We start from the raw sequence: 16,340 nt of genomic DNA, 5'->3' as shown, positions 1-16,340 counted from the left end.
CGACACCATAATAAATATCTCACAATACAATTTAGGGGCTGAAGGTATCTCAACCCCATATATTACGTTGGTATTCGTGCACTTAAAACTCGGCGTAGATGACGAACTCGACGCTCAATAGTTACAGCTTCAGGTTCAGAAAACGCAATAGGTCGACCATCACTTTCCAAGCCAATATCTCTTAGTAAATGTTTGTTTTCCCATGGTAAATCAAATGAACTACGGCGAACTTTTCGTTGCCATTCTCTTTCTTCTCGGCGTAGATCAGCACGAACAAGAACAGTCGCAAGTTTTAAATAAATTGAGTGACGCATAATAATTCTCCAGTAATAGGATTAACTGAGAAAATAGCGTTCTAGATGAGATAAGGGATAGGTTCCCATTTAGCTGCTATTTCCGCAGCCAAATAAGGGTACGGATCTGTTAGTTAGATTTATCTTGGGTGGCTAGATCAGTAGTCATAAATGTACCAGCCATGTAAGCAGGCATATCTTTGCTACAATCCGACGATGCGTAAATGTGATGAATAAAATTAAAATGTTTCATTTACGCCTCCAAGCTAACTAAAAAATCCAAATATATGATGATGTATAAAGCAGAGATAACTTTGCTTTCACGGTTGAATTCTATTCAAATGAGTATAAAATTCAACCTATAAATTTATAACATTATGAAAACAAAGTATTCACCTAGTAAATTGTTGCATATCCATTTAAATATAACATATTCATATGAGCTATATAAAAACTAAAGAATATATCGCTGAAACGAAAAAGCCACGCTAGATACGTGGCTCGATTTCTCTATATAGTGCTTTCAGATATTAAGCTGTGCTTATTCAACAAACGATACATTGTTGCTCTTGATACCCCTAGCTCTTTTGCCGCTAATGACACTTGCCCACAATGTGATTCTAAGACAAGAATTAAAGCATCCTTTTCAGAGCGTTCACGGATACTTTTAAGACTCCGCTTTCCATCATTATGCTTTGGTAGCTCTAATGCTGCTTCATCAATCATTACCGAGTCCGACATAAGTACTGCACGTTTTAGTTGATTCATGAGTTCACGAATATTGCCAGGCCAATGGTAACGAGTGAGTGCTTTCATCGCATCTTCAGAAAAGCTACGAGCTTGCGCATTAAACTCTTTTGAATACTCTTGTAAGTAATAACCGGACAGAATAGAAATATCCCCAGCACGCTCTTTGAGGCTAGGTACATTAATTCTTAGCACATTGATGTAATGATACAGCTCTTCGTTAAACTCACCGTCAATCAGTGCTTTTTCTATATCCGAAGAGTTCGCGGCAAGAATACGGACATCGACAGCTTTTGAACCTGTCGGAGTATCAACTTTCCCTTCCTGTAAAAATCTCAATAGATTCATTTGCTGAGATTTTGGCATAGCAAGAGCATCATTTAATAAAACCGTTCCACCATTTGCCTGTTCTAATATTGAGGTTTTAGGGTTATGACTATGAGATACCCCGAATAAATCCGACTCGATCCTTTCCTCGGATAAGGCTCGGCAATTAACAACAAGAAAAGGGTTATGTGCTCGTGAAGAAGTATTGTGAATCGCCCTAGCAACGGTTTCTTTCCCCGAACCACTCTCACCATAAATTAAGATACTGACATCGGTAGGACCGATGCGTTTGACTTGATCTCTTAATCGCTTAACGGCTACAGATTCACCAAGTAGCCCCATATCATGGCTATTACCATAATTAGGCCATACCTTTTTTTCTAGCTTAAGCATGCCAAGCTGATGGCCAATAGTATTTAATAATTGGGCATCTGGGATCGGAGCTGTGAAAAAGTCGATACAGAAATTAACGATAAATTGGCAAATAGTATCCGAACCTAATTGCGACTCTCGGATAAAAGCCAGCCAGCGAACTTGTTTATGCGTACTAACTAGGTTCGCTATCCCATTTAAACTGAATTCATCGTGGCTTAAATCAACGATACCAATACATGGACCTGTACTGGTAATTAAGGCATCCGCTTTACGTAAATCAGCACATTGTGTGCATTGCCAGCCAACCTGTTCTAAAACAGATAGCCAAGGTTCATACGCACCACCCACGACGATAAGAGAACCTGGTAAGGAATCCATCTTGAATTGAGTTCCCATCCTATTTCCTTACTTTATTTATGATTAAATTCATCAACAAAAACTAAAATAAGTCTTAGTCGCATTAAAAATACAAACGTTACAGTAATGAGACTATCCAAGATAACCAGTCTCAATAGTAAGACTATGTCATATTCAGTGATGTTTCGAATAAATAGTGCGGGCTATATACGATTTTTCTATAAAAACAAAAAACCACCCGAAGGTGGTTTTAGATATTTATAACTTATTGATTTATCAATTAAGCTTGTGGGCGCATTGCTGGGAACAAGATTACGTCACGGATAGTGTGCGTGTTTGTAAATAGCATTGCTAGGCGGTCGATACCGATGCCTTGGCCCGCTGTTGGCGGTAAGCCGTGCTCTAGTGCAGTAATATAATCTGCATCGTAGTACATCGCTTCATCATCACCCGCGTCTTTTGCGTTAACTTGTGCTTTGAAACGCTCGTCTTGGTCTTGTGCATCATTAAGCTCAGAGAAACCATTCGCCACTTCACGGCCACCGATGAAAAACTCAAAGCGGTCTGTGAAGAATGGGTTGCTGTCGCTACGACGAGCCAGTGGAGAGATGTCCGCTGGGTAACCCGTGATGAACGTTGGTTGAATTAGTTGAGGCTCAGCCGTTTCACCAAAGATCTCTTCAAGAAGCTGACCACATGTCCAGAACTTCTCAACGTACAGACCCACTTCTTCTGCAATTTTAACCATCAATTCTCTGTTCTGAAGATCGTCTTCAGTAAGAGCTTGAATGTTTGCATTTTCAGGTGTGTAGTGTTTGATTGCATCGAACATGCTCATGCGAGCGTAAGTGCCACCGAACTCAACTGTTTCGTCACCGTAAGGCATAGAAGTCGAACCAAGAACGTCCATAGCTGCTGTGCTTAGCATCTCTTCCGTTAGATCCATTAGATCTTTGTAGTCAGAGTAAGCTTGGTAGAATTCCATCATTGTGAATTCTGGGTTGTGACGTGGAGAAAGACCTTCATTACGGAAGTTACGGTTAATCTCGAATACACGGTCAAAACCACCAACCACTAGGCGCTTAAGGTAAAGCTCAGGTGCAACACGTAGGTACATGTCGATGTCTAGTGCGTTGTGATGAGTGATGAATGGACGTGCTGTTGCACCACCTGGGATCACATGCATCATTGGCGTTTCAACTTCTAGGTAGCCTTTTGAGCTCATGAAGTTACGAATTGAAGACACAAGCTTAGAACGCACAATGAATGTCTTACGAGAATCTTCGTTCACGATTAAGTCAACGTAACGCTGGCGGTAACGCATTTCTTGGTCAGTTAGACCGTGGAACTTCTCTGGTAGAGGACGAAGTGCTTTAGTTAGCAATTCAAACTCTTCCATGTTCACGTAAAGATCGCCTTTACCTGATTTGTGAAGCGCACCTTTAACACCGATGATGTCACCGATATCTAGGCCTTGGTACTTCTCTTTCAGTACTTTTTGTACATCTTTCGCTGCGTATGCTTGGATACGACCAGAAGTTTCTTGAATCGCAAGGAATGGACCACGCTTCGCCATAACACGACCAGCGATCGCAACGATGTGGTTAAGCTCTTCTAGCTCTTCCTTAGTCTTCTCACCGAATTCTGCTTGAAGATCGCCCGCTAGGTGCTCACGACGAAAGTCATTTGGGTGACCGTTAGCTTTGCAGTTTTGGCGGATGTGATCCAGCTTGCTGCGGCGCTCAGCGATTAGTTTGTTCTCTTCAGGTGAAGAAGCTTCTTGTGCGTTTTCATTTTGAACAGCATCAGTCATTAGAGATGTACCCTGCTTTTATAATTTGGACAGCTATATTTTTTCAAATATAGGCATTTTTACAAATATAGTTGGTAAAGCTTACAAACCTGATTTCAGGCTAGCTTCAATAAACTTGTCTAAGTCACCATCAAGAACCGCTTGAGTATTACGGTTTTCAATGCCGGTGCGTAAATCTTTGATACGTGAATCATCCAGTACGTAAGAGCGGATCTGACTGCCCCAACCTATGTCTGATTTCGTTTCTTCGCTCGCTTGTTTTTCAGCATTTTGTTTTTGAATCTCAAGTTCAAAAAGCTTAGCACGTAGCTGCTTCATCGCCTGATCTTTGTTCTTATGCTGCGAACGGTCATTCTGACATTGAACGACAGTGTTAGTCGGAACGTGAGTAATACGTACCGCTGATTCTGTCGTGTTTACGTGTTGACCACCAGCACCAGAGGCACGGTAAACGTCAATGCGTAAGTCAGAAGGATTAATATCAATCGTAATATTGTCATCAATCTCTGGGTAGATAAACGCAGATGCAAATGAAGTATGACGACGACCACTTGAATCAAAAGGTGATTTACGAACCAAACGGTGAACACCAGTTTCAGTACGCAACCAACCGTAAGCATACTCACCAGAGATACGTACAGTCGCGCCTTTCAGACCTGCCACATCACCATCCGACATTTCGATAACTTCTGTCTTGAAGCCTTTCGAATCAGCCCAACGCAAGTACATGCGGAGCATCATTGAAGTCCAGTCTTGAGCTTCTGTACCGCCCGAGCCTGACTGTAAGTCGATATAGCAATCTGATGCATCGTGATCACCAGCAAACATACGACGGAATTCCAGCTTTTCTAGCTTAGCTTCTAGCTCTGCTAATTCTGGTTCGATTTCGTCAAACGTTTCTTGATCTTCTTCTTCAACCGCTAGCTCAAGTAGCCCTTCAACATCCTCAACACCTTGGTCAAGATGGTCGATAGTTTCAACTACTGCCTCTAGTGATGAACGTTCTTTACCCAGTGCTTGTGCACGCTCAGGTTCGTTCCATACATCCGGTTGTTCTAGTTCTGCGTTTACTTCTTCTAGACGCTCTTTCTTAGCGTCATAGTCAAAGATACCCCCTCAGGATATTTGTGCGCTCAGACACATCCTGCAGACGGTTTTTTATAGGATTGATTTCAAACATTTTAGCTCATCATTTATGAGTAGAATTTAACCGAAGAATTGTACTCAAAAGTGTGACGGAGATACAGAATTTTTTAGGTTGGATAAAGAAGAGATCGCAGACTTGTACGTAGAATGTAAACCCGACGCTAAAATCATCGAGTTTGATTTACTTTTGAAACACGATTGAATGACGCTATTCACTTATTCAGTCATTAGATCTGACTGAATAAGGTGAATATTAGTGATACGGAATACGTACTCGCTTTTGCTTCTAGCGATGTTGCGTCTAATTAATTCGCATCTAGTTATTTCGCATCTAAATGATCAACCATTAGTTGAAGGGACTGATTCCCGCGAAATTCATTTATATCAAGCTTATATGCTAGATGGACAGTTTTAACAGATGCATCAGGCCAACGCCTTAGATCAACGTTAAAAGCGATACCATCAATCATGACATTGGTTGGGTGACCTTTATATAAAGGTTCCAGCATCAACTTTAAGTGTTTCTCACCCACAAGTTTTTGGTGAAGTACCTTAAATTCACCATCAAAGATAGGCTCAGGAAAAGCTTGTCCCCACGGACCACCAGCACGTAAAGTTTCTGCGGTATGCATGGAAAACTCTTCAGGTAACAACTCACCATCAGATAAAATAATACCTTTAAGCGCCGTTTCTCCGAGTTCTTTTTTAACACCTTCATTGAAGAGCTTACTAAAGCGATCGAAGTCTTTTTCCATAATGGTCAAACCTGCTGCCATAGCATGCCCACCAAACTTCAAAATTAAACCAGGGTTTTGAGTATCGATTCGGTCTAATGCATCGCGCATATGCAAACCAGGAATTGATCGGCATGACCCTTTAATGCTGCCCTCCCCGCCATCTGCGAAAGCAATAACAGGTCGGTGGTATTTATCTTTAATTCGAGAAGCAAGTATCCCAATCACGCCTTGGTGCCAATCTCTTTGAAATAAGGCTAAACCGGAAGGTAAATCGTCTTTACCAAACTCAAGACGTTCACAAAAAGCCATCGCTTCTTGTTTCATGCCTTCTTCAATCTCTTTACGAGTTTGGTTCAAGCCATCTAGCTCGCTGGCCATTCGACGCGCGGCATGAATGTTGTTACTCATCAGAAGCTCAACACCAAACGACATATCATCCAATCGGCCAGCTGCATTGATACGAGGACCAAGAGCAAAACCAAAGTCAGACGCCACTAATCGCTTAGCATCTCGCTTAGCGATTTCGATTAATGCTTGAATTCCTGGGCGCGCTTTACCTGCTCGAATACGCTGCAAACCTTGATGAACCAAAATTCGATTGTTCTCATCAAGAGGCACCACATCAGCAACAGTACCTAGCGCTACAAGATCAATCAGCTCCATTAGTTTAGGCTCTGTCATACCGTGTTGAGCAAACCAGCCTAACTTACGCATATGAACACACAAAGCCATCATCAAATAGAAAGCGACACCAACGCCCGCTAGTGCTTTTGAAGGAAATGCGCAGCTTTCAAGGTTGGGGTTAACCATTGCATCGGCAATTGGTAGTTCGTAACCAGGCAAGTGATGGTCTGTTACCAAAACATCTAACCCTTTCTCTTTCGCGAAACGAACACCTTCAATCGAAGAAACACCATTATCGACTGTCATGATCACTTCAGCGCCAAGTTCAATGGCTTGTTCAACAACCTCAGGGCTCAAGCCATAACCATCCTCAAAACGGTTTGGAACAAGGTAGTCAACGTTGGAACTTCCCAACATACGCAGGGCAAGCACAGACAATGCAGAACTTGTCGCGCCATCGGCATCAAAATCACCCACAATGATGATACGTTTTTGCTGCTGAATAGCATTGAATAGCAACTCAACAGCAGTATCGATGCCGCCCAACTTTTGATAAGAATGAAGACCTTTGGCCGCCGTTTCTAACTGACTGGCATTATTGATACCACGGCTTACATAAATACGCTTGAGAAGTTCAGGTAATTCAGCAGGCAATGCACTGGTATCAACATCGGGTCTACGTTGGATCTCTATCATAGTTCCTTAGGCCTAACACTTGGTTAAGCCTCCTTAAATCAAGTTGGGTAAATAATGCTAAGTCGGTTTATTGTTGCTCTAGTCGAGCCAGAAGTTGAGCTGGTGGTAAGTAACCACTTACAAGCTCACCGCTTGGTAAAAATATTGCAGGTGTACCGCTAATACCAAGATCACGACCTAATGCGTATTGCTGTTTAATATCTTGTTTTGATTTTTCAATATTCGCAACATTAGCTGCAAATTTACGGTTTACCTTCGCATCATGCATAGCGGTTTGTGGATCTTGTGCCGCCCAAATACCTGCCATTTGGTCAGCAACTTGACCCGTCGCACCTTGACGAGGGTAAGCCATGTAGCGAACAGTAATACCTAACTCGTTATAACCGTTCATTTGGCTATGTAAACGAACACAGTAACCACAGGTAATATCAGTGAAAACCGTTACGACATATTTTTCATTGTCAGCTTTGTATTCAATAGTTTTATCCGCAAGAGCTGCAATTTTACCTGCATTCAAAGGAGCCTGACGTTCAGCCAACACATCGCTGAACTTTCCATTTTCATCAAGCGAATACAAAGTGCCTGCTAGAAAATGGTCACCGTTAGGTGATGAAAAAATGATGCCGTTATTGGTTTGAACTTCCAGCAAACCATCAATATCTGATGGAATGATTTTCAGAACTTTAATACCAATCTTCTCAAAACGAGTTGTCAGCGATTTTGTAATTGCTTCTGATACATCAGAGGGCTGCGCAGACGCTTGAGATTCAGTAACCTGTGTCTCATCTACTTTTTTCGTTTCTTCTGACGCATTACATGCTGTGATAAAAAAGGGTAAAGCCAATAAAGGAAGACGGCGTAATACGCTCATTTAGTTCACCTTAAAATAAAATTGAATTAAGCACGAGGGTGATGCTGAGCATGAATTTGCTTCAGCCTTTCAGTTGCCACGTGAGTATAAATTTGGGTCGTAGATAAGTCACTATGCCCTAATAGCATTTGTACGACTCTTAGATCCGCTCCATAGTTCAGTAAATGCGTAGCAAAAGCATGACGAAGTACATGAGGCGATAGTAATTCCGTGTCAATTCCCGCCAGTACCGCATAATGCTTAATACGATACCAGAATGTTTGTCTGGTCATTTGGCGAGCACGTTTACTCGGAAAAACAACATCTGAACTATTATCACCTAATAATTGTGGGCGACCTTGCTCAATGAATGTTTCTATCCAATCAACAGCATTCTCGCCCAACGGCACTAAACGCTCCTTACCACCTTTACCGGTTACGCGAACAACCCCTTGGCGTAAACTGATGTTTTCCATGGTCAAACTCACCAGTTCAGTCACACGTAAGCCTGTCGCATAAAGTAATTCAAGCATCGCTTTATCACGAAGTTCGATCGGGTCATTAGGGTCTGGAGCTTCAAGCAAAGCATCAACCTGTTCTTCACTTAAGTCTTTAGGTAAACGCTTTGGCAACTTGGGACTAATGAGCAAAGCGCTGGGATCATCTGCTCGTATTTTTTCACGGTGCAAATATTGAAATAAGCGGCGAATAGCAGAAAGCATACGAGCACGAGACGTTTGTTTAAAATCTTGATCTGCTAGCCAGCTTTGGTAATCCTGCAAACCAGAAAGGCTGATGAAATCGAGGCGATAGTTATTCTTTTCCATCCAAACTAATAATTTAGACAAATCCGTGCGATAAGACACTAATGTGTTCTCAGAAAGCCCTCGCTCCATCCACATCGCGTCTAAAAACTGCTCTACGATTCCATGATCTAAACTCTGCCCTTGAGATGGCGACTGCATAGCGTTTGCTCATAATATTTAAAACACATTTGAGAGTAAGCTAGTGCACTATTGATTGCTATAAAAATTACGAGTTGGGCGGATAATCGCTGCAATCAAAAGCAATTTGTGGGTAGAATCCCCCATCCCAAACTAAAACCGAATATTTGCTATGAAAATTGGATTATTTTACGGCTCAACCACTTGCTATACAGAGATGGCTGCAGAAAAAATCAGAGCCATCATTGGTGAAGACCTTGTCGACATCCATAACGTGAAAGAAAGCCCACTTTCGTTAATGGCAGATTACGACCTGTTATTACTCGGAATCTCTACGTGGGATTTTGGTGAAATTCAGGAAGATTGGAACGAGGCCTGGGAAGATATTGCAACCACACCTGTAAAAGGCAAAGCGATTGCCTTGTTTGGTTTAGGTGATCAAGAAGGCTATGGTGAATGGTTCCTAGACGCAATGGGGCTGCTTCATGATGAGTTAAAAATTGCTGGCGCAGAAATGATTGGCTACTGGCCAAACGACGACAGCTACGAGTTTGAAGCGTCTAAAGCTCTCACAGAAGATAAGTCTCAATTTGTAGGTCTCGCGCTAGATGAAGACTCACAGTATGAATTAAGCGACGAACGCATTGAAAAGTGGTGTGAACAAGTATTGGTTGAGCTGCACGACAAACTGTAGTTTTAAATCTCTATTGAGACAGCACATAGATATTAAAAAGGGTAGATGCGTTGGCACCTACCCTTTTTCTATTCTTGTATCCGATATTTAAAGTGATTCACTCTAAACACAGGCTCTTCGCCTCGATTAAGCCACTTCTTCAGTGAACTCTTCTTGCTCTGTCTTACCAATAAAGAACATACAAATAATCGCGGCTACTGTTGGCATTAACCAGCCCATGCCAATTTCAAACAATGGCAGCATGCTGAATGCAGAAACATCAACACCTGCAATTTTAGCTGCATCAATCAAAGCAAACATCAAAGAAACTAGCAGAACTACGCGGTAAGCCACTTTGGTATTCGGTAATTTCTTACGAATGAAAGTTAACGCTACTAACGCGATAGCTACTGGATATAGAGCAAACAACACAGGAACTGAAAGCGAAATCAGTTGAGCTAAACCTACATTCGCAACAATCGCACAAGCTACACCATTAATGATGACCCATTTTTTGTAAGAGATAGGCGTCAATGAGCTAAAGCACTCAGAACAAGCTGAAATAAGACCAATTGCCGTTGTTAAACAAGCAAGCAATACGATTACAGATAATACAATTTGACCTGATGGACCAAATAGAGCTTGAACGTATTGGCTTAACACTATGCCACCGTTATCAGCGCCAGCAGCCACTACCGAACTTGTTGCTCCTAAATAGAATAGTGAAATGTAAACGAACGCTAAACCAGCCGCCGCGATACAACCTGCACTAATTAGGTATTTTGTTGTAGCAGCACGGTCCGTAATACCTTTATTGCGAATAGCATCCACAATTAGCATACCGAACATCAATGCTCCAAAGGTATCCATGGTGTTATAACCTTCAAGAAAACCTTTGGTTAACGGCTGAGTTAAGTACTCGCCTTGAGCCAATAAAATACTATCTTGCGGATTAATAAATACCGCAACCGCTAAAATGACAAGTCCAACAAATAGAACTGGCGTGAGTACCTTGCCAATGACGTCAATTAGCTTGCCTTGAGACCATGCGAAAAACATCGCAATAGCAAAAAAGGCAATAGAGAATATAGTCAGGTGCGCTTGAACGGCATCAATGAAGAACGGTTTCACCGCCATTTCATACGCAACTAAACCTGTACGCGGGGCAGCAAATGCAGGACCAATGATGATAAAAATCAACACAGCCATGATTGATGCAGCACGCTTAGGAAGATCTTGAGTTAAGTGCCCCCAAGTACCACCAGCAACAGCGATAGCAATAATGGTAATAAGAGGAAGTCCAACCGCTGTTAATAGGAAACCAAACATAGCTGGTAAATAGTGATCACCGGCTAATTGGCCAGCAAGAGGTGGGAAAATGATGTTACCCGCACCCAAGAAAAACGCAAAAAGCATAAAGCCCAATGCCGTAATATCTGTTATTTTTAAACTCTGTTTCACAGATAATCCTTAATTTTATTTTTGAATTGATGTTGTGTTTGCACGAATTATTCTTCCGTGACTTATCATTACTATTTATGTGAGCTTCTACGCTAAAAACGTGCACTCAATCTATAAAATAGTCGCGCATAATGACGAAACACTCATCAAGCTGCAAGTCAGCACAAAAAAACACTATATTAATTTGCATTTATAACCAATAACTAGTGAATTACACTGCTTTATTAAAAATAGCTGAAACTATAAACCACACAAAGACCACAACAAGCCACCAACAAATAGAACGCATAACCACACAAGTGATTAACATTAGAGGTAATCACTTAAATTATTTAAATAAATAGAATATTAGTGAAAAAGATCATGATTGAAACCAAGAGCTTCAATTTTAAACAGTTTTCCATTTTTGGAGGACAAAGTGGCATGCCAGTTAGCACTGATGGCGTTTTACTTGGAGCGTGGGCAAATTTTGCTAATAAAAATAGAATCATTGATATTGGGTCTGGCACAGGACTGCTTTCACTGATGATCGCACAGCGCTATGTATCAGCTTCGATTGATGCAGTTGATATCGACCGGCATGCAATTGAAGCCGCCACCATTAATATCAATAATTCTCCATGGAAAGAGCGAATCACCCTGCATCATGGTGATGTTACTGCTTTGCCTTTTAACGAGAAGTTCGATGGCGTTATATGTAACCCTCCTTACTTCAATAGCGGAGAGCAGGCGAAAAATAGCCAACGCGCCACGGCAAGGCACACTCATACTCTTGCTCATAACGCCCTTATCGAGCATTGTTTTAATATCACGACAGAAGGCGCTAGCGCTTATTTCATTCTTCCCACTCCAGAAGGCGAAGTTTTCATTAATCTCGCAAACGCATCTGGATGGTCTGTTTCACGCAGGCTTGAAGTCAAAACAACAGAAAAAAAATCCCCTTCTCGCCTTCTTTTTGAATTAGTAAAAGATCCTAATAAATTAGTAATTACGGAGCGTGAACAACTCACAATTCATAGTAATGGCGGTTATAGCGATCCCTTTATTAAGCTGACTAAAGATTTTTATCTCAAGATGTAGCAAATACCATGTGATCCTAATCACTAATGCTTCTATAATGTCCGACTACTCTTTTTTATCTTCTGCCTAATGAGTGGCAGAAACCCTATTGCTTGTGGAGAAACAACAGTGATCAGAACCTTTGCAGAACTCGATCTAAACCAAGAGCTGCTAAAAGCAATCGACGAAATGGGCTATGAGCGCCCAACACAGATACAAGCTGAAGCGATCCCACAAGCGTTAGATGGAAAAGACGTTTTAGCTTCTGCACCAACAGGCACAGGTAAAACAGCCTCTTTCGTACTTCCAGCTCTACAGTACTTGCAAGACTTCCCTCGTAAGAAGGCTGGTCCAGCTCGTATGCTGATCCTTACGCCAACACGCGAACTAGCAATGCAAATTACTGAGCAAGCGCGTGAATTAGCAAAATATACCAGCTTGAATATCTTCACTATTACTGGTGGTGTGATGTACCAAGAGCACGCCGACATACTGAGCACGACTCAAGACATCGTTGTTGCAACACCTGGTCGTTTAATGGAATACATTGAAGGTGAGCGTTTCGATTGCCGCGCAATTGAATGGCTAATCCTAGATGAAGCCGACCGTATGCTAGACATGGGCTTTGGTCCTGTCGTTGATCGCTTATCTGCGGAATGTCGCTGGCGTAAGCAAACCTTACTTTTCTCAGCAACTCTGGAAGGTAAAGGTATTGAAGGTTTCACTGAAGACCTTCTAAATAACCCAGCAGAGATAAGTGCTCAACCTTCATTACGTGAGCGTAAGAAGATTACGCAGTGGTACCACCGTGCTGATACACCAGAACACAAACTGAACCTGCTTAAACATATTATTACTGAGCAAGCTGAACGTTCAATCGTGTTCCTAAAAACACGAGATCGCTTAGGTGATCTTCGAGCTCAACTTGAAAGCGCGAAAATCCCATGTGCATGGATCCAAGGTGAAATGCCTCAAGATCGCCGTAACAACGCAATAGCGCGTTTTCGTGATGGTTCTGTAAATGTACTATTGGCAACGGATGTAGCGGCTCGTGGTATCGACCTTCCTGACGTAAGCCACGTAATCAACTACGACATGCCACGCACTGCAGACGTTTACCTTCACCGTATTGGTCGTACCGCTCGCGCAGGTAAAAAAGGTAATGCTGTTTCAATTGTTGAGGCTCATGACCAACTGATGATCGAACGTGTGGCTCGCTACACTAAAGATGTCATCAAAGAACGCTTCATTGATGGCATGCGTCCAACACACAAAAAGCCAGCGGTAACGAAAAAGAAAAAGCCAAAGAAAGAAGATAAAAAAGCAGTAGCGAAACAAAAAATCGCGAAGAAAAAGAAAGCCGCTAAGAAAAAGTAATCATCTTACTTTAATAGCTGGCTAGCTTTACATACCGACTAGCTTGAAAGACTGACTAAAAAGCCCCTTGTCGTTTATTACTACAAGGGGCTTTTTTATAACTGAAGCTTTAGGAATCTAACGAGTTTAATCGGTTATTTTTGCTCTTCGCGCTTAAACACTAATTCTTTAGCATTCGACTCTTCTTCAACAAAGTAATAACCCGCAGTATCAAACTTTGTTAATGCTTCAATCGAATCAATTTTATTCTCAATGATGTAACGAGCCATCATGCCTCGCGCTTTTTTAGCGTAGAAGCTGATCACCTTATATTGACCATTTTTGCAGTCTTTAAATACTGGCGTGATAATTTGCCCATCTAACGCCTTTGGCTTCACCGCTTTAAAGTATTCATTAGAAGCAAGGTTAACTAGCACATTATCACCTTGTGCGTTCAGTGCTTCATTAAGCTTATCTGTGATCAGGTTACCCCAGAATTGGTATAAGTTCGTACCACGCTCATTCGCTAAGCGAGTACCCATTTCTAAACGGTAAGGTTGCATCAGATCTAACGGTTTTAGTAAACCATACAACCCTGAAAGCATGCGTAGGTGGCTTTGTGCGTAGTCAAAATCTGCGTCAGTTAGCGTTTCTGCATCTAGCCCTGTGTAGACATCCCCTTTAAAAGCCAGAATCGCTTGGCGTGCATTTTCTTGAGTGAAAGTTTCACTCCACTGCTCAAAGCGAGCAACATTCAAACCAGCAATTTTATCGCTCACTTTCATCAAAGCTGATACATCAGCCGGCGTCAACTTGCGGCACACTTCGATTAGCTCTGCTGAATGCTCAACAAACTCAGGCTGGCTAAAGCGCTCTGTCGCCAATGATGACTCGTAATCTAATGTTTTTGCAGGGGAAACGACAACTAACATAACTTTGACCTTACTAATAAAGATAACTGTATGGCAGCTAGAGTATAGAAAAAATCACATTTTGTCTTTATGGCTATTTCTATTACTTCAATAGGTTTACAGCAATCGGGTTTTGTAGAAAACAAAAAAAGACCAAAGCATAAAGCCTTGGTCTTATTCATTTAGGAAACGTTAAGTAAAATAAACTTACTTCTTAGTGTTATCCCAAATACCATCTTCTAGTTGAGATTTAAGCTCAGGGAAGTCATTCGAATCGAATGTTGGTACTTTACCTTCGTCTAGTTGACGGTTGTAATCTTTCGCAAGCTTAATCACGATGCCAGAAAGCAGGATAATCGCTACCAAGTTGACAATTGCCATCAAGCCCATGGATACATCTGCAAGAGCCCATACCGTCGGCAATGTCGCAAGAGAACCGAACATAACCATACCTAGTACCACAATACGGAAAAGTACTAGGCCTTTCTTATTGTTGTGCTCTAAGAAGATAAGGTTCGTTTCAGCGTACGAGTAGTTTGCAATGATTGAAGTGAAAGCGAAGAAGAAAATCGCTACCGCTACAAAGATGCCGCCCCACTCGCCAACTTGTGCTGTTAATGCACGTTGAGTTAGCTCGATACCTGTAACCTCACCGTGTGGCACATACTCACCAGACATCAGGATAATTGCTACAGTTGCAGAACAGATAACGATGGTATCCATGAACACGCCTAGCATTTGCACATAACCTTGTGATGCTGGGTGCGGCGGATAAGGAGTTGCCGATGCCGCAGCATTTGGCGCAGAACCCATACCAGCTTCGTTCGAGAACAAACCACGTTTAATACCGTTAATCATCGCTTGAGCAATTGCGTAACCTAAGCCACCAGCAGCAGCTTCTTGTAAGCCAAATGCACTCTTGAAGATAAGAGCCAGAACTTCAGGCACTTTCTCAATGTTCATTAACATTACGTAGATAGCGATAGCTAGATAAGCAAGAGCCATAATTGGAACGATGATTTCAGCAGTACGTGCAATCTTACGGATACCACCGAAGATAACGAATGCAGAAATCACAACAATACCAACACCAACATAGCTACGCTCAAGGTCAAATGCTGTATTCATTGCACTTGCAATTGCGTTTGCTTGTACTGCATTGAATACAAGACCGAATGCGATGATAAGGAAGATAGAGAATAGAACCCCCATCCAACGCATGCCTAAGCCTTTTTCCATGTAGTAAGCTGGACCACCACGGTAGTTGCCGTCGTTATCACGCGTTTTGTATAGCTGTGCCAGCGTACTTTCCGCAAATGATGTAGCCATACCCAGCATGGCAATTAGCCACATCCAGAAGATAGCACCAGGGCCACCAGCAGTAAGAGCAACAGCAACACCAGCCATATTACCTGTACCTACACGAGCAGCTAGGCTAGTACAAAGAGCTTGGAAAGAAGAGATACCAGCACTGTCTGCTTTACGGCTGTTCTTCAAAACAGAGAACATGTGGCCGAAATGGCGGAATTGAATGAAACCTAGTCGTACAGTGAAGTAAATACCAACACCAACAAGTAAGTAAACTAAAATAGATCCCCACAGGAGATCATTCATTAAATTAATTAAATCTGTCACGTGAACCTCGTAATTGAGTTTAAGCACTGATCTTGCATCCTAGCCCTCCTCTAAATTGCCTATGCCAGTGTCAATGTTGTGTCGGCATTAGTTTTTATATTATTGCTGCAATTTAGACTGTAAATGTCGCTTCATGCATCCATTTTACGTATCAGTGTATTTTTTGACGGGCGGATAATGCAGCGAGATGAAGCAAAAATCAATATGCACTAAAATGCATTTTAATGCGACATTTCACTATAAAACCACACTTCATTAACACAAAAATCAACAACCCACCCCAATAGAAGTTACATTATCCAGACATCACATCAACAACTCCCAATGCCCCCTCAA

The 16,340-nt window shown here is 41.9% G+C and carries 14 protein-coding genes; 3 read left to right on the top strand and 11 right to left on the bottom strand.

The features are described from left to right. Positions 1-62: 62 nt before the first annotated feature. From OCU78_RS02595 to xerD, 8 genes are all read right to left on the bottom strand, one after another. Positions 63-314 carry a DUF1127 domain-containing protein gene (locus OCU78_RS02595; protein WP_137374544.1) on the bottom strand — a complete coding sequence of 84 codons (252 nt, stop codon included), beginning with the start codon at positions 312-314 and terminating at the stop codon, positions 63-65. A gap of 109 nt (positions 315-423) precedes the next feature. Next, positions 424-546, bottom strand: coding sequence for a hypothetical protein (locus OCU78_RS02590; protein ID WP_257217142.1), 123 nt, complete (start codon positions 544-546; stop codon positions 424-426). A 257-nt stretch (positions 547-803) separates the two neighbouring features. Next, entirely contained in the window at positions 804-2,138 is a 1,335-nt protein-coding gene (vpsR, locus tag OCU78_RS02585) for a cyclic-di-GMP-binding transcriptional regulator VpsR (RefSeq protein WP_137374543.1), read from the bottom strand. 241 nt (positions 2,139-2,379) lie between these two features. Next, positions 2,380-3,912 carry a lysine--tRNA ligase gene (gene lysS, locus OCU78_RS02580; RefSeq protein WP_137374542.1) on the bottom strand — a complete coding sequence of 511 codons (1,533 nt, stop codon included), beginning with the start codon at positions 3,910-3,912 and terminating at the stop codon, positions 2,380-2,382. Between the two features lie 81 nt (positions 3,913-3,993). After that, a protein-coding gene (gene prfB, locus OCU78_RS02575; RefSeq protein ID WP_137374541.1) for a peptide chain release factor 2 occupies positions 3,994-5,092 on the bottom strand; the annotation gives its coding sequence in 2 pieces (ribosomal slippage) (positions 3,994-5,016 and positions 5,018-5,092; 1,098 coding nt in all). A gap of 286 nt (positions 5,093-5,378) precedes the next feature. Next, positions 5,379-7,115 (bottom strand): single-stranded-DNA-specific exonuclease RecJ, encoded by a 1,737-nt coding sequence (gene recJ, locus OCU78_RS02570; RefSeq protein WP_137374540.1) that lies wholly within the window; start codon positions 7,113-7,115, stop codon positions 5,379-5,381. A 67-nt stretch (positions 7,116-7,182) separates the two neighbouring features. Next, positions 7,183-7,986 (bottom strand): thioredoxin fold domain-containing protein, encoded by an 804-nt coding sequence (locus OCU78_RS02565; RefSeq protein ID WP_137374539.1) that lies wholly within the window; start codon positions 7,984-7,986, stop codon positions 7,183-7,185. 26 nt (positions 7,987-8,012) lie between these two features. Next, the gene (gene xerD, locus OCU78_RS02560) at positions 8,013-8,930 is read right to left on the bottom strand and encodes a site-specific tyrosine recombinase XerD (protein ID WP_137374538.1); all 918 of its coding nucleotides are present in this window, start codon (positions 8,928-8,930) and stop codon (positions 8,013-8,015) included. 151 nt (positions 8,931-9,081) lie between these two features. Between xerD and fldB the strand changes: the two genes are divergently transcribed. Then, complete coding sequence (gene fldB, locus OCU78_RS02555; protein ID WP_137374537.1) at positions 9,082-9,603, top strand: flavodoxin FldB; 522 nt, start codon at positions 9,082-9,084, stop codon at positions 9,601-9,603. A 126-nt stretch (positions 9,604-9,729) separates the two neighbouring features. Here the strand turns inward: fldB and brnQ are convergent, their stop codons facing one another. After that, positions 9,730-11,043, bottom strand: a complete 1,314-nt coding sequence (brnQ, locus tag OCU78_RS02550) for a branched-chain amino acid transport system II carrier protein (RefSeq protein WP_137374536.1) — start codon at positions 11,041-11,043, stop codon at positions 9,730-9,732. A gap of 351 nt (positions 11,044-11,394) precedes the next feature. Between brnQ and OCU78_RS02545 the strand changes: the two genes are divergently transcribed. Continuing rightward, a complete protein-coding gene (locus tag OCU78_RS02545; protein ID WP_137374535.1) occupies positions 11,395-12,123 on the top strand; it encodes a tRNA1(Val) (adenine(37)-N6)-methyltransferase in 729 nt (242 codons plus the stop codon). Positions 12,124-12,231: 108 nt separating this feature from the next. Next, on the top strand, positions 12,232-13,479 hold the full coding sequence (gene srmB / locus OCU78_RS02540) for an ATP-dependent RNA helicase SrmB (protein ID WP_137374534.1): 1,248 nt from the start codon (positions 12,232-12,234) through the stop codon (positions 13,477-13,479). Positions 13,480-13,613: 134 nt separating this feature from the next. On the opposite strand, the gene yaaA is transcribed toward srmB, so the two are convergent. Both yaaA and OCU78_RS02530 read right to left on the bottom strand, forming a co-directional pair. Next, positions 13,614-14,390 (bottom strand): peroxide stress protein YaaA, encoded by a 777-nt coding sequence (gene yaaA / locus OCU78_RS02535; RefSeq protein ID WP_137374533.1) that lies wholly within the window; start codon positions 14,388-14,390, stop codon positions 13,614-13,616. A 186-nt stretch (positions 14,391-14,576) separates the two neighbouring features. Then, complete coding sequence (locus OCU78_RS02530; RefSeq protein WP_137374532.1) at positions 14,577-16,004, bottom strand: alanine/glycine:cation symporter family protein; 1,428 nt, start codon at positions 16,002-16,004, stop codon at positions 14,577-14,579. Positions 16,005-16,340 lie beyond the last annotated feature (336 nt).

The sequence above is a fragment of the Vibrio gallaecicus genome (genome assembly GCF_024347495.1).
GTDB lineage: Bacteria > Pseudomonadota > Gammaproteobacteria > Enterobacterales > Vibrionaceae > Vibrio > Vibrio gallaecicus.
The sequence above is the reverse complement of the archived record's forward strand: the minus strand, read 5'-3'. Positions and strand labels throughout refer to the sequence as shown.

What these genes read in the sequence shown, in the direction of transcription:
- OCU78_RS02595 (WP_137374544.1), bottom strand. Translation starts at nt 314, where the DNA reads ATGCGTCACTCAATTTATTTAAAACTTGCGACTGTTCTTGTTCGTGCT.
- OCU78_RS02590 (WP_257217142.1), bottom strand. Translation starts at nt 546, where the DNA reads ATGAAACATTTTAATTTTATTCATCACATTTACGCATCGTCGGATTGT.
- vpsR (WP_137374543.1), bottom strand. Translation starts at nt 2,138, where the DNA reads ATGGGAACTCAATTCAAGATGGATTCCTTACCAGGTTCTCTTATCGTC.
- lysS (WP_137374542.1), bottom strand. Translation starts at nt 3,912, where the DNA reads ATGACTGATGCTGTTCAAAATGAAAACGCACAAGAAGCTTCTTCACCT.
- recJ (WP_137374540.1), bottom strand. Translation starts at nt 7,115, where the DNA reads ATGATAGAGATCCAACGTAGACCCGATGTTGATACCAGTGCATTGCCT.
- OCU78_RS02565 (WP_137374539.1), bottom strand. Translation starts at nt 7,986, where the DNA reads ATGAGCGTATTACGCCGTCTTCCTTTATTGGCTTTACCCTTTTTTATC.
- xerD (WP_137374538.1), bottom strand. Translation starts at nt 8,930, where the DNA reads ATGCAGTCGCCATCTCAAGGGCAGAGTTTAGATCATGGAATCGTAGAG.
- fldB (WP_137374537.1), top strand. Translation starts at nt 9,082, where the DNA reads ATGAAAATTGGATTATTTTACGGCTCAACCACTTGCTATACAGAGATG.
- yaaA (WP_137374533.1), bottom strand. Translation starts at nt 14,390, where the DNA reads ATGTTAGTTGTCGTTTCCCCTGCAAAAACATTAGATTACGAGTCATCA.